This is a genomic window from Lacibacter sp. (assembly GCF_035299325.1).
Lineage (GTDB): Bacteria > Bacteroidota > Bacteroidia > Chitinophagales > Chitinophagaceae > Lacibacter.
In genome coordinates this window covers 16,680-30,147 of the sequence record NZ_DATGWT010000042.1, presented here as the reverse complement: position 1 = coordinate 30,147, position 13,468 = coordinate 16,680, and the positions used below count along the sequence as shown (strand labels likewise).

Annotated in this window: 16 protein-coding genes; 6 read left to right on the top strand and 10 right to left on the bottom strand. The window is 40.0% G+C overall.

The genetic code is table 11. From position 1 onward, the window contains the following. Nucleotides 1–15: 15 nt before the first annotated feature. From VK159_RS22875 to VK159_RS22860, 4 genes are all read right to left on the bottom strand, one after another. Complete coding sequence (locus tag VK159_RS22875; RefSeq protein ID WP_324232501.1) at nucleotides 16–894, bottom strand: lytic transglycosylase domain-containing protein; 879 nt, start codon at nucleotides 892–894, stop codon at nucleotides 16–18. Nucleotides 895–1,343: 449 nt separating this feature from the next. Then, complete coding sequence (locus VK159_RS22870) at nucleotides 1,344–1,880, bottom strand: hypothetical protein (protein WP_324232500.1); 537 nt, start codon at nucleotides 1,878–1,880, stop codon at nucleotides 1,344–1,346. 76 nt (nucleotides 1,881–1,956) lie between these two features. Next, nucleotides 1,957–2,814 carry a L,D-transpeptidase gene (locus VK159_RS22865; protein WP_324232499.1) on the bottom strand — a complete coding sequence of 286 codons (858 nt, stop codon included), beginning with the start codon at nucleotides 2,812–2,814 and terminating at the stop codon, nucleotides 1,957–1,959. Between the two features lie 83 nt (nucleotides 2,815–2,897). Continuing rightward, nucleotides 2,898–3,218, bottom strand: a complete 321-nt coding sequence (locus tag VK159_RS22860) for a carboxypeptidase-like regulatory domain-containing protein (protein WP_324232498.1) — start codon at nucleotides 3,216–3,218, stop codon at nucleotides 2,898–2,900. Nucleotides 3,219–3,546: 328 nt separating this feature from the next. Here VK159_RS22860 and VK159_RS22855 point away from each other — a divergent pair, with 328 nt between their 5' ends. After that, on the top strand, nucleotides 3,547–4,353 hold the full coding sequence (locus VK159_RS22855) for a M48 family metallopeptidase (RefSeq protein WP_324232497.1): 807 nt from the start codon (nucleotides 3,547–3,549) through the stop codon (nucleotides 4,351–4,353). Between the two features lie 103 nt (nucleotides 4,354–4,456). After that, nucleotides 4,457–4,642: a hypothetical protein gene (locus tag VK159_RS22850; protein WP_324232496.1), complete on the top strand. Its 186-nt coding sequence runs from the start codon at nucleotides 4,457–4,459 to the stop codon at nucleotides 4,640–4,642. Between the two features lie 76 nt (nucleotides 4,643–4,718). Here the strand turns inward: VK159_RS22850 and VK159_RS22845 are convergent, their stop codons facing one another. Next, the gene (locus VK159_RS22845) at nucleotides 4,719–6,044 is read right to left on the bottom strand and encodes a DUF418 domain-containing protein (RefSeq protein ID WP_324232495.1); all 1,326 of its coding nucleotides are present in this window, start codon (nucleotides 6,042–6,044) and stop codon (nucleotides 4,719–4,721) included. A gap of 41 nt (nucleotides 6,045–6,085) precedes the next feature. Then, on the bottom strand, nucleotides 6,086–7,537 hold the full coding sequence (locus tag VK159_RS22840) for a DUF418 domain-containing protein (RefSeq protein ID WP_324232494.1): 1,452 nt from the start codon (nucleotides 7,535–7,537) through the stop codon (nucleotides 6,086–6,088). A gap of 156 nt (nucleotides 7,538–7,693) precedes the next feature. Between VK159_RS22840 and VK159_RS22835 the strand changes: the two genes are divergently transcribed. Next, entirely contained in the window at nucleotides 7,694–8,188 is a 495-nt protein-coding gene (locus VK159_RS22835; protein ID WP_324232493.1) for a DinB family protein, read from the top strand. A gap of 49 nt (nucleotides 8,189–8,237) precedes the next feature. Here the strand turns inward: VK159_RS22835 and yiaA are convergent, their stop codons facing one another. Next, nucleotides 8,238–8,663, bottom strand: coding sequence for an inner membrane protein YiaA (yiaA, locus tag VK159_RS22830; RefSeq protein WP_324232492.1), 426 nt, complete (start codon nucleotides 8,661–8,663; stop codon nucleotides 8,238–8,240). A gap of 82 nt (nucleotides 8,664–8,745) precedes the next feature. Further along, a complete protein-coding gene (locus tag VK159_RS22825) occupies nucleotides 8,746–9,309 on the bottom strand; it encodes a Crp/Fnr family transcriptional regulator (protein ID WP_324232491.1) in 564 nt (187 codons plus the stop codon). A 95-nt stretch (nucleotides 9,310–9,404) separates the two neighbouring features. Here VK159_RS22825 and VK159_RS22820 point away from each other — a divergent pair, with 95 nt between their 5' ends. Continuing rightward, nucleotides 9,405–9,758, top strand: coding sequence for a hypothetical protein (locus VK159_RS22820; protein WP_324232490.1), 354 nt, complete (start codon nucleotides 9,405–9,407; stop codon nucleotides 9,756–9,758). A gap of 178 nt (nucleotides 9,759–9,936) precedes the next feature. After that, nucleotides 9,937–11,313 carry a DUF418 domain-containing protein gene (locus tag VK159_RS22815; protein ID WP_324232489.1) on the top strand — a complete coding sequence of 459 codons (1,377 nt, stop codon included), beginning with the start codon at nucleotides 9,937–9,939 and terminating at the stop codon, nucleotides 11,311–11,313. 9 nt (nucleotides 11,314–11,322) lie between these two features. On the opposite strand, the gene VK159_RS22810 is transcribed toward VK159_RS22815, so the two are convergent. After that, nucleotides 11,323–12,051 (bottom strand): EcsC family protein, encoded by a 729-nt coding sequence (locus VK159_RS22810; RefSeq protein WP_324232488.1) that lies wholly within the window; start codon nucleotides 12,049–12,051, stop codon nucleotides 11,323–11,325. 62 nt (nucleotides 12,052–12,113) lie between these two features. Beyond that, nucleotides 12,114–12,647, bottom strand: a complete 534-nt coding sequence (locus VK159_RS22805) for a DsrE family protein (RefSeq protein WP_324232487.1) — start codon at nucleotides 12,645–12,647, stop codon at nucleotides 12,114–12,116. Between the two features lie 170 nt (nucleotides 12,648–12,817). Between VK159_RS22805 and VK159_RS22800 the strand changes: the two genes are divergently transcribed. Continuing rightward, nucleotides 12,818–13,468, top strand: coding sequence for a Crp/Fnr family transcriptional regulator (locus tag VK159_RS22800; protein ID WP_324232486.1), 651 nt, complete (start codon nucleotides 12,818–12,820; stop codon nucleotides 13,466–13,468).

Sequence of the window (13,468 nt, the reverse complement as noted above, 5' to 3'; positions counted from 1 at the left end):
AATGCTTCGATGGTTTTATTTTCTAAGCTGAAAGATCATTTCACCTTCATGCTGTGTAATCGATACCCAGTTAAAACGTTGATTGGATGGAGCAGACTCATTATCTGTTTCATTGCCTTCTTCTTCAACCTCCATCAATGAAGCAAGGTAGATGTTGCGTTCATTTTTTGTAAGTGTGGCAAAGCTGCCCTCGCCTTCATAATAGTAATGTGTAGCAATAAAACGTTTTACATGATTTCTTGTTTCCGTTGGAAGGAAACGTTGCATTTTCCAGAAATCACGGCTGCCAGATTGTTTAATGGCTTTGTAAACATTGCCGGATCCGCAGTTGTAAGCAGCTACAACTAATAACCAGTCATCAAACTGTTTGTATAATTCAATGAGGTAATCAGCGGCTGCTGCAGAACTTTTGTAGAGGTATCTGCGTTCATCTGTTTTTCCTTCCACACGCAAACCGAGATATCTTGCTGTAACGGGCATGAGTTGCCAAACACCTGCAGCACCGGCACCGGAAGTAGCGCTGTTTTTTAATTTTGATTCTACTACTGCGAGATACATTAATTCAGCAGGGATACCACGTTTCACCAATATTTTCTGTATGGTTTTAAATGTACTGCTGTTTCTTTCTTTAATAGTATACAGCATCTCAGCGTGATCTTCAAGATACTGATCAACAAAACCACGAACAGGAGACTGCAGCTGAATAGCCGGAATAATGATATTCTTTGTTGAAGTTGCCTTGGCAATTAATGAATCGTGCAATACGGCATTCGTTACATACAAATGCGATAAAAGAGATTCGGGTTGCTGTTGTGGTGATTTTGCATACATTGTATTACACACAGGTAATAAGATGATTGATAAACCAGCCTGTTTCCATAGAGTCGTTTTCATTGTACTGTTTTTAGTAAAGAAATGCGCATGGGAAATGGATTTCTAAAAACAGTTTTTCTATAAAGTATTGGAGGGAACCGCAGTTACAAAACAGTGATCGGGTTACGGTTTATTTAAAGTACGGTTGTAACTGCATGCATCATTGTAAGCGATGCGAAAACAAAAGTAGAACGCATTTTCGGCGAATCATAATAAACAGGGTGCGTAAAACTACGCTGACAGCTTAATGCACTGACATACACCGTGCTAAGTTTTCCACAGCAATATTGTCAGGGAGATTTACGATTACAGCTAAAAATGGAGGAAGTGTTTTAGGCGCATTGGCCTAATGCACTGTGTTTGTGCTTTTTGCGCCGCAAGAATGACTATGCTGTTTTGTGAATAACGAATTATTGGATAACAGAAACTCCGGTGAGTATAACGCCATTGAGTAAACGAAATGAATAATATTACCAGGGTATCTGTTCGAAATGTAATACAGCAACAGCAGTTTTATACTTGTTATTAAAAATTTCTAAACTCTTATTCACAACAACAAACTCTTTGCTACTTACTTTGTCCTTCATAACATCTTCGAGCAATTTCGAAGTTTCACTTGATTCATTTTCTGATTTTGTAACAGCAATCATTTGAATAGACATTTGATGCGAACTGTCTTGCGGATAGAATACGGCGTCTGTAATTTGTTTGGTACCATCAAACATATAGGTTGGCGAATATACTTTACCTGGTGTGGCAGCATCTCCCGGTACACTTACAAGAGTAGATAATAACCTGATGGTATCGCCTGTTGTTTCATTTAGCACAATAAATTGGGAATAATAAATGCCATCTAATTCTGAAGGTTTACCACCGGAATAGGCAAGAAGCTTAACAGCTGTGCCAGGCTCTATTTCTGCCTGTTCAAATTTGTATTGATCATAGGGAATGTATTCAATGATCTGTCTTTTGTTAGAGCAGGAAACAAATAATATTATGAGAGCCAAGCCAGATACAAAGGATTTATAGATTGAATTCACTGCGATTTATTTCATACTAAGATAAGTATGAAACCGATGCAATTTAATCCTTGTCTGTATTGAATTTATTTCTTTGCTGTTGTTGTTTCAGGATATCGTTCAGGAATGGAGCTGTTACCTGTTGTATGGTTTCTTCACTTATATCAAGCGCATGAGGATCATTCAGTAATTGCCACCAGGGTTTTGTTCCATCAAAAGGATAACTGCCAAATACAATCACCGGCGTTCCCTTTGCAAGAAGTTCTTCTTTTTTATTAAGAACCCACTGATCGGCCCATTCATACAACAACTTTGCATCGCTTTCTAACAAGCGCAAACAGGAGTGTGATGCAGGATAACCGGGTAACTCATATTGATGAAAACCTACACCCAGTTTATTTTCAATATTAAAATTCCAAAGCAGATCCCACTCATCATTAAATGTGCTTGTTGTTTTTTCTGCTTTCCAATTTGTATAATATAATCCAGTTGGAGTAGGGTCTGCTTTACGTCCCATATTTGTTGGGCCGGCATACAGCAGTTCACCGTATTCATACGCTCCAAACGTTTGTGATGGATAAGAGAAGAGAATAATTTTCTCAATACTACTTAAAGAAGATACACTTGTTGGGAAAGGAAGATATAATTCAAGATCTGCACTGAGATCATCAGGCACAAGAATCGAATCCATTTTTTTAAGAAAAGTGCTGTCTGTGCGGTTAACAGCCATCACAATTTTCTTTTGCGCAGCTGAAGCATTTTTCCGTAACCATTCACTTGGTTTTTCAACATGATAGCTCAGGCTTACAGGCTTTACCCATGCCCTTTTTTTCTTTGGCGGAATTTTTTTGTCAGTGGGTTGCTCGCATTGTGCAAATACAAAAGCTGCAAGGAGAAAGAATACAATATGGGTGTAACGCATGTTTATTGCCGTTATAAATTGATGGAGTATACCTCCTGCTTGGCAAAGGCTGTGCCACAAAAAATAACAGCAGCTTCTATATTTTACTTCAGTAACAGCTGAATTTCGCCCATATTGACAGATTCGCCCTCTTTTACAGGGATGTTTGTGAGGAGTTTATGCTGATAAGGCGGAATAGCTTCTATAATCAGTTGATAAGAGCCGGGCCTGAGATTTGTGAGCACAAAATTCCCTCCGATAATATTGCTTTTGATGGTGTCCTTATCAAGTATCGCAAATGCTCTGAAAGCGTTCTCTATTGGCGATACAGTTCCTTTAATGGAACCTCCATTTTGAAAAACAAATGCTGATAATAGCAATACGGAGAACAGCATGGCTGCAAAGTCGAAATATGTTGCTTTCATATATAGGAGTTTAAGGTTATAATAAAAGGCAGTATCGTTTAAACAAGCATCGTGCCATCAGAACAGATGTTGATAAATGATGTTATCACTTTCAGCTCCAAATTCTGTTATGGCCGAAACTATATTTCCTTTTATTAAATCTGCTTTATTCCCGGAAGCACAGTAAACGTGTGAATGATGCAACGAATCGTCTGAATTATATAACATATATCTCAATACACTAAGTAAACTTTGTAAACCTGATATTCTGTTGAATTATAGTGAAAGAAATTATTCTTCCCCGTTCACCGGGTTCAAAGGGATCTGGCATAAATTAAAAATTATAGAAATGAAAAAGCTTTTTACTTCTTTCCTGTTGGCAACCCTTTTTATGGGCTGTACCCAAAACATGGTTACCGGACGCAAACAATTAAGCCTTGTGTCTGAAACTGAGCTACAGGTAATGGCGCAGCAGCAATACAATTCGTTTTTGAGTGAAAATAAAGTAGTGAATGCAAGCGTGAACAAAGATGCCGAAATGGTACGTCGTGTCGGAACCCGCATTGCTTCTGCTATTCAAAAGTTTTACGATGGGAAAGGGCTCACTTCGGTATTAGAAGGGTACAAGTGGGAATTTAATTTGATCGATAGCAAAGAAGCAAACGCATGGTGTATGCCGGGCGGGAAAGTAGTTGTTTATACCGGGTTGTTACCAATCACTCAAAATGAGGCAGCATTGGCTGTGGTGATAGGTCATGAAATTGCACATGCTGTTGCTCAACATGGCAGCGAACGTATGAGCCAGGGATTGTTACAACAGCTGGGTGGGGTAGCCTTACAGGTAGCTTTATCAAACAAACCGGCCGAAACACAGAATATGTTTATGACTGCTTATGGTATTGGAAGTAATGTAGGTTATCTTCTGCCATTTTCACGTAAAGAGGAAAATGAAGCAGATCAATACGGTCTTTATTTTTCTGCAATGGCAGGTTACAATCCGCAGGAAGCAATTCCTTTATGGCAACGGATGGCAGCAGCAGGTGGAGCAAAGCCTCCTGAGTTTTTGAGCAGCCACCCATCTGATGAAACAAGGATCGCCAATCTTCAACGCCATATGCCTGAAGCATTGAAATATTATAAACCCTTGAAGCGATAATTATTGCTGAAAACCGGGAAACTCGAATTTCGTCGCCCCTTAACCAGGTATCATCCGGTTAAGGGGCGTTCTTTTTATTCCTGCTTTCTGTTACTTTTAAAAGATGGAACAAGCTTATATCATTGCCCGCCTGAAAGAAATGACGATGCCTGAATTACTGGATGCGCTTGCCGAAGCGCATGCCGGAAAGGTTATTGATATTTATGAATACCTGCAACCCGATTTGATTGACAAAACAACAGACAGCATCTGGGAATTTATTGAAGCTGTAAAGCAACTGAAAAAATAATCATTTCATTTTTCAGACGCTTTATGGATAGCTGTATTTCATCAAACAGCTACATAATACAACATGTTATCGATCATCATTTCTTCATTGGTTGCAGTTGCCAGTAGGTTAATGAACGCCATAACCATTCAAACGGACCAAACCGGAAATACTTTAACCAGATAGAGGAAAATATAAGCTGGAAGATCCATACGGCAAATACAACATAGTAGAGTTCATAAAACTGCAATTTGTTATACCATCCAAATCCATAACCATAAAAGAACCATGTGCAAATGATCGATTGCATCAGGTAGTTGGTAAATGCAAGCTGACCCACATTTGCCAATGCCCGCATGAGCCAGGGCACTATATTACTTCTGAAAATAACCATCAGCAAACTTGCGTGCCCTATCGATAATAAAATTCTCCTTACATCGTACAGCAGTGTATGATTTACATAATAGCGATCGGCATACAGCCCGATGTTTCTTGCTTCCTCCAGCATTCCTGCTTTAAACGCAAACCAACCAATAGGTATTCCAATGCCATAACCAACAAGCAACCACATACCATAGGTTGATGTAGAAAGTTTATTGCTGAAGAAGCCCCAGCCAAACAATGCCATACCAATAAACATCATGGTGAGGCCATCCCAGAACCATTGATGATACATACCCCATGTTTCACTGTCGGCATTTTTGGGAATCCAGTATTGATAAATGGCAACATAACCTGATCTCATTGTCCGCAGGTTTCGATTGATGAATGCGGTATCGGGCTTTCTTCTTTTTTCCATTTCAAGCCATTCTTCTTTTGCCGCCTGTTGCTCATCACTCAGTTGTTTACCTGATTTGCCTGCTGCTATTGCTTCGTTGTACGCTTTCCGTTTCTCTGTTGTTTCATTCCAGTTTAATTGCTGCTTCAGCATCGTAACACCCATGCAAATAAAGCCAAGTACTAGTAACCATTTTGGATTTGTATTGCGGAATGCATAGAGCATCATACCACACAAACCATAGTAAAAAAGAATGTCGCCAAACCACAGTAACACAAATGCATTAAATACACCGAACAGTATCAACCATAATAACCTGCGGTAATAATATTCTGTAACCGTTGGCCCTGTGGCCGTATCTTTTTTATTGAGCGTAAATAAGATCATGCCTGCACCAAAGAGCATGGAAAAAAGTCCACGCATGGTGCCATCAAAAAAAGTAGCAATCGCTGCAAATACATAGTAATCTTTTGTGTTTTCAGGACCAGTCATGATCCTGTGCCATGCATCCCAGTTAATGCCAAAGCCGGGGATGTTCATAAGCAGAATGCCAAGTAAAGCAAAGCCACGGATCATATCCACTGTTTTAATACGCTCCGCCTGTTGAACCGGTTTCAAGTGATTATCGGTTGAATATGTTTGCATGAAGTAGAGTTTGAGTTGTTACAAAAATGGTTGGAGTTGTACTACTGGTTTTCCTTTTTATTAGAAAATCGTTTCCAATAAACCAGGCATCGCCATAGCCATTCCACCGGCCCGTATTGATAAAACCTTAACCAGAAAACAGAGAACACCATTTGAACGATCCATATTTCTACAACGAAAAAGTAAAGTTGTGCCTGGGTTAATCTGCCAAAGTATCCAAACCCATATCCGTAAAAGAAAAGTGTGCAGATAATTGTTTGCATAAAATAATTAGTGAAGGCAAGCCGGCCTGTTGCAGCAAATGCCTGCCACAACCACTGTAAAATTTTCATTCGCAGTAACAGCATGATCAAACTGGCATAACCTAATGCAAGCGATAATCTTTCTATTGGAAAGAATTGCATGGGCGAAATGGGTTTCCTGCTGAGGTATTTTATATAATCTACATGTTTACTGTGTTGCAGATCGAGCCGCAGCCAACCTAAAAAGATTCCAAGAGCAATTCCCGCAATTGCAAGCAATACATAAGTGCCTGTTGAAAACCTGTTGCTGAAAAAACCAAAGCCGAGTAAAGCCATTCCCAACAACATCATTGAACCAATATCCCATATACCGACCCTGTAAAGCCATGCTGCTTCTTTCCCTTGTGCACGTTGGTAAAGATGTTGCCATACTTTTTTATAGCTGCCCCACATGGCAGTTTTTTCAGCTTTCTCAGGACCTTTGGTTGAATCGTATTTCAAACCTTTTACCAATCCTTCCCATCTTGATTTATCGCCTTCCTGTATTCTGTTCAGTTTTGTTTTTTCTTTGAACAGTGAATCACTTTTTGCCAGATCTGCTTTCGACATGCCGGACAGGCTGTCTTTGATATGTTGTGCAGCACTGTCTTTTTTATTCTTTTGTTCAATCAGTTCAACAGCTTTGAATTTTTTATAGGCCTTATGATCATCTGCATAAAACCAGTACATTTTTCCACAGTAAACAAGTGTCACAATAATTGCAGCAATCAATAAACCTTTTTTACTCATTCTGAAGAAGGGGAATAATAAAATGCCCATCACGCCATATTGAAAAAGAATATCACCCGGCCATAAAAACAAAAAGGCATTAATTACACCAAATGCCATTAACCACATCTGCCTGCGTATATATAATTCCTGTGTAGAAGGTAAACCCGGTTGATTTGGTTTTTGCATGTAAAGAACAATGCCTGCACCGAATACCAATGAAAACAAAGCACGCATTTTACCTTCGAACAGCAGCAGGGCAGAAGCAAACAAATTAAAATCGAAGCCTTTGCCCAGCAGGCGTAACCTGTTTTGCTCATTGGTACTGAAGCCGCCGAACTCCCAGATGCTGATGAGTAAAATGCCCAGCAAGGCAATGCCTCTTATTACATCAAGCGAAAACAGCCTCTCTGAAATGGAATTGGTGTTACCCGGAGAAGGAACAGAACTGTTCTGTTCCATGTCAACAAAATTGTTCGACATAAGCAGATTTTGGTTGGTTGAAATGATGGAATAGATAAACTTAGAAATTAGATTCGGAAAATGCAAGCAGTTTCCCGGATTCCCGGACTGCTGTGTCTAAACAGCTTGCCGGTATTGCTGCAAAGCATCGTAGATTTGCTGTTCAAATAATGAAGAATGGAAAATACAACAACACAATTGAACCTGCTGGTAAAGATGGCGATCAGCGCATGGGAATCGCAAAACAAACAACTCAATAAATTGCTGGATGCATTAACTGATGAGCAATTGCAACGTGAAATTGCGCCGGGCCGTAATACAGGTGTTTACCTGCTGGGGCATTTGATTGCAGTGAGCGATGCATTACTGCCGCTGCTGGGCTTTAGTGATCGTTTATATCCTGAACTGGACGAAGTGTTTATTAAGAATCCGGATAAATCAGGGCTTGCAATGCCAACAATTGCTGAGTTAAAAGAAAAACTGGCAACTGTAAATGCAAAACTGGCAACAGTTTTTGATACAACCGATGTTGATGAATGGCTCGAGCGGCATACTGCTGTATCAGCAGAAGATTTTGCTAACGAACCGCACCGCAATAAATTAAATGTGTTGATGAACCGCACAGGTCATATGGCCAATCATCTTGGTCAGATGTTATTATTGAAAAAATAATGTTGATGCAAATTTATCAGCCCATGCAAAAAGCATGGGCTGTTTTGTTTTATTGATGTTCTTCTTTCTGCAAAACTTCACTTGCTTTGCTGTCTCTTGTATTCTTTTGTACAGCAATAGCGGCAAATAAGCTTAGCGTAAATGCCATTGCATAAAAACCTTTTTCACTTCTTTCAAGTTCGGCATTCCATAAACCTACCGTGAGCAATATCATGGAAGTAATGGTGCAGAACCACGACAATCCGTAGTAGATATTGGTAACAGGAATACCTTCAATTTGATCACGCACTGCTTTTTGTACGGAGATGGCAGAAAATAAACCAAACAATAAAACGGTGAAGTAATATCCTTTTTCATTCAGCTCCATATCGGCATTCCATAAGCCGATGATAAAAGCAGTGATGCCGATGAGAAGTGCTGCCCATGATGCAGCAATAAAAGCGGGGGAAGGGGCCAGTGTTTGTTTTTGTTCCATGATGGTTTCGTTGTTTGAAGCAAAACTATCAGTGCGCTGTCAGAAGCTTTTTGACAATTGTCAAAATTCAATTTTGTAAATGTTAAATACGGCTGCGGATACGGCTCAATGTTTCCTGGCTGATGCCGAGGTAAGAAGCGATATGACCCAATGAAACCCGGTCAGGAATATGCGGTGCATCTTTCAGTAACTGCTCATAACGTTCGGTTGCTGTTTTAAACTGGGCATTTACGTAACGTTCTTCTAAACGGATATAGTAGTTCTCATAAGCAACACGCACCAGCCGTTCAATATCATGAAAGCGGTTAAGCAGTTCCGTGAGCTTATCTTTTGAAATACTCCACAGAATACTTCCTTCGAGTAACTGGAGATTTTCAACTGATGGTTCCTGTGTAATAAAGCTGTGAAAAGAAGTAACAAAATCGTTGTCGAAACCAAACCAGTGAGTGATCTCTTTTCCATCGATATTGTAATATCCACGTAGTGCACCTTTCTCCAGGAAATATAAATGCCTGCAAATTTTTCCTTCAGTAAGCAGATGTTGATTTTTTGAACATACAACCTGTTCAAAGCAATCATACAAAGCCTGTTCGGCTTCTTCACTTAAAGGAGCATAGAGTTTGATGTGTTGTAGGAGTTGCTGCACCGGTTAAAAATAAGAAGAAGAAATAAGAGAACATTGGTCGTTCCTGTTGCAAATCATCACACCTTAAAGCAGTATCTTTAGTTAAACATTACAACATGAAATTTCTTTCCCTCCAGCCATTTGTTCCTTCGGGAAGTAAGTTCAATGAATCAAAAGCTTTTTTTACGGAGCTTGGGTTTAACCTTACCTGGGATATGGGAGACTATGCCGGTTTTGAAAACAACGGCTTCCGGTTTATTTTACAGAAATACGACGATAAAGCATTTGCTGAAAATTTTATGCTGAGTGTTGGTGTGGAAAATGCAGATGCATTCCGTGCTTATGTACTCGAAAAAGAATTGCCGCAGAAATACGGTATCCGTATCAGTGAAGTAATTAATCAGCCTTATGGACGGGAAGTGAACATCGTTGATCTTGCCGGAGTATGCTGGCATTTTGTACAGCAGTAAACAAACATCGCCTCATTTAATCGCAACTTATAAACATTCACTAAGTGTTATTCTTTATTTCACACAGTAACTTGTTGCTGCAGCATTGTTATGTAGGTATAAGAAATATATTTATGGTATAGCCTCATAAAAAACGTACCTGCACCCGCTGCCTCCACAATCAACCAATCAACTGTTAATGAAGCCGCAATCATCTTCATTCGAACCCACACCGCTTGGTCGGGAGAGCCGTATCGTTTCCATTGATCTGTTTCGTGGTATTGCTGTGCTTGGGATATTGCTCATCAATATTGTAGGCTTTGGTCTTGCAACCGGTGGTAATTTCGGCACCAAAATATTTTCCGATACCGGCAGTGCAAACTTCTTCAGCTATGCAATCGTGTATATTTTATTTGAAGGAAAGATGCGGGCCTTGTTTTGCATGTTGTTTGGTGCAGGCATCTTATTATTCAGTATCAATAAAGAGAACATCGATCCCAAACGGGTAACGGTTTTATTTTACCTGCGTATGAGCTGGCTTATCCTGTTTGGACTCATCAATGCGCATCTCTTGTTATGGGTGGGTGATATTCTTTTCTTTTATGGTTTGTTTGGAATGATCGTATTTCTGTTCCGTAAAATGAAACCACGTTATATGATGATGGCCGTTCCTGTTGTTGCCATTATCTGGTTTGTGGTAGGTACTTTATTGTACCGTGATGCACGAGAAAAACGTATTGCCTTTACAGTGGCGGAGCAGGCGCAGAAAGCAGGGAAGCAATTAACGGATGTGCAGCAAAAGGCAATGGCAGAGTGGAGGACGTTAGAAAAAACAATGCTTCCCAATGAAACGGATGCACAGGCAATTACTGAAAGAATGAGAGGGAGTTACCAGGTTGTAGCATCAGAGATAAGACCAAAAGCATTGAAAGCAGAAACAAGTTATTTGTTGGTTGAGTTAGGCGATAATATTTCGTTGATGTTATTGGGTATGGCATTATTGAAGCTGGGTTTCTTCACCGGTAAATGGACAAGCCGGAAATATCGCATAACGGTGTTGATTGGTTATGCAGTTGCTCTGCCAATAACAGTGTATGAACTTTGGTATGCTGCACACTATACTTCTTCATCGTCGGCTATTTTTCTGCATATGGAGCAGACAGCTATTCCCTGGAAGAATCTTTTATACCCGATACAACGCATTTTCATGGTCATGGCTCATTGTGCTGCACTGATGTTGCTGGTTAAATCAGGCTATCTAACGGCCATCTGTAACCGTTTAAAAGCAGTTGGACAAATGGCACTCACCAATTACATTGTGCAAACCATTCTTTGCAGTTTATTTTTCTTTGGATACGGCTTAGGGTATTACGACCGGCTGGAATTCTATCAATTGTATTATGTAGTGGCTGCAATCTGGATACTGCAATTGATCTACAGTCCGCTCTGGCTCAAACATTTTAAATTCGGACCGTTGGAAGGGTTATGGCGTTCGCTTACATATAAACAGATCAAACTGAATTTCCCCCGGTGGTTAATCGGGAAACTTTCATTGGTAAGAATCATGAATAAATAATACGATTGATCATGGCAATAACCGCATGCGGTAAGCATTCATGGCAGTAGCGCCCAGTTTTTTGAGTAAGCGGTAGTTAACGATCAATCCAACGGGAGCGCCAATCAATGGTATGAGTTGTGCCATCTTTGCCAGATCAATATAGTCTCTGTATTCCTGTTGAAAGTTGCGCCAGTCGAATTGGTTGATATCGTCCGGCAGTAATTGTTTCTTCGTTTCCCAGTCAGTCATTTTTAAATACACCGTTTTACGATGTGCATGACTTGAAAAAGCAAGTTCAAAAATATGCAGCAGGTACACACGTTCTTTATAATCATTTACATCAAAGCCATACAGGCTGGCGATCTCAAACAGCAACTTTAATTTGATGCCAATCAACACGGGAAAATCAGCCAACCCCAATAGTATTCCTCCTGCACCTGCAATGCCGCCTTCAACCGCAGCCGTTTTTTTATAGTTCTCTATTTTCTTTTCAATGGCAATTTCCCGTTCCTGCAGGCTTGCATTTACCAAAGGTTCAGAAGTTGTGTGTTTAGCACCAAACAGTACACCACGTATCAATTGTTTGATCGTTGCTGTAATAGCTACATGAATTTTCTCAGGTATCCAGGTGTTGATCTTTGTTTGCATCCGCTTCGATAAACTGTTCAGCAAAGAAGGTTTACTCAACATTTGTCGCTGCCATGCTTTCAGTTGCTGTTGCGCAGTACTGTTATATATGTTGTCATTGGTTAACATCAGTTACTAAAGGTAGTGGCTATGCGTTGTAATTGCTGAACGATTTTAAGTTACTACGTTCATCAGAACTTGATCATAGTATAACCTTTCAGTTGATACGTGCTGATGGCGGTTAAACCGGAACTTGCAATTTTTGTGCCCGGCATCAACTCTTCTTCTTTTGTATTTCGTTTGATCATCGTTTGGCCACATACATAGAATTCCACACCCGCATCGGTTAGTTCCTTTATGAGTTGCCTGTTGGGATTATCAACTTTAAAATATTTCCTGAACAACTCATCACCAAACACAGCATGAGTAGCTCCTTTACGAAGTACCACAACAAGTTTGATATTCTTTTGCGGCACGCCTTCAGCTGCATGCAGGTTAATAAGCGTGGCAATAGCCTCAAGGTAAATATTCAGGGAGTCAGCCTTTGGCGTGTTTTCTGTAAGCTCAACAATGATCTTATACTCGGTGGCAGGATCCGGTTTATGATCGGCCGTTGGTATTTCAAAAACTGTTCCGTAAGATTTAATAACGGGATTTACTTTGTTTTGCGCAGCGCCTGCTATTGTTGCCAGCAGGGAAGTGAGAAAAAGCAGATAAGGTTTCATTTTTTTCTTTTGAAAGTACATCGATTGGTAAAGAACAGCTGGCAAAAACATACAGGTGGTTTCTTTTCTCTGTTTACGGAGATATAACAGTATATTAGTAAAAGAATGATAGCTGATTTAATGATCTGTTTATAGCAGAGTGATTTATTTATAACCGTTAAACACCCGTTATGATCAATACAGATATTTTATTGGCATGGGGAGCCGCCTATAAAAAATTAGAGCCCGGTGAAATTCTCTTTAAAGAAGGCACTGCCTGTAACTTTTATTATCAATTAGTAAGTGGCCAGGTTCGCTGGATCAATGTTGATGAAAAGGGAAAGGAATTTCTGCAATCGATCATACTGCCCGGACAGTGTGTTGGTGAACTTGGTTTATTTGATAACGGGTTATTTGCGGCCACAGCTATTGCAGATAAAGAATGCCTCCTGTTACGTTTGCATAAACAGGATTTTCAGCAGTTGCTGAAATCTCAGCAGGATATTCATTTTACGTTTACAGAGTTACTGGTAAAGCGCTTACGGTTTAAGTTCCATCTCTTAAAGTCGCTCGATAATCATGAGCCTGAAAAGATCATTCTTTCATTTCTTTCTTATTTGCAGCAAACAGGAGAACATATTTGCGGTGCATGTAACAAGATCAGGTTAACCCGGAAACAAATTGCAGAAATGACATCGTTGCGTGTAGAAACAGTGATACGTGTGATGCGTCGTTTAGAAACAAAACAGGTGTTACGCATTGATAAAGGAAAAGTATACATCGGCCATGGGAATGAATGCTCTAAAGAACTGTGCATTCCGCAACCGGGTAAAGTGGAGTGA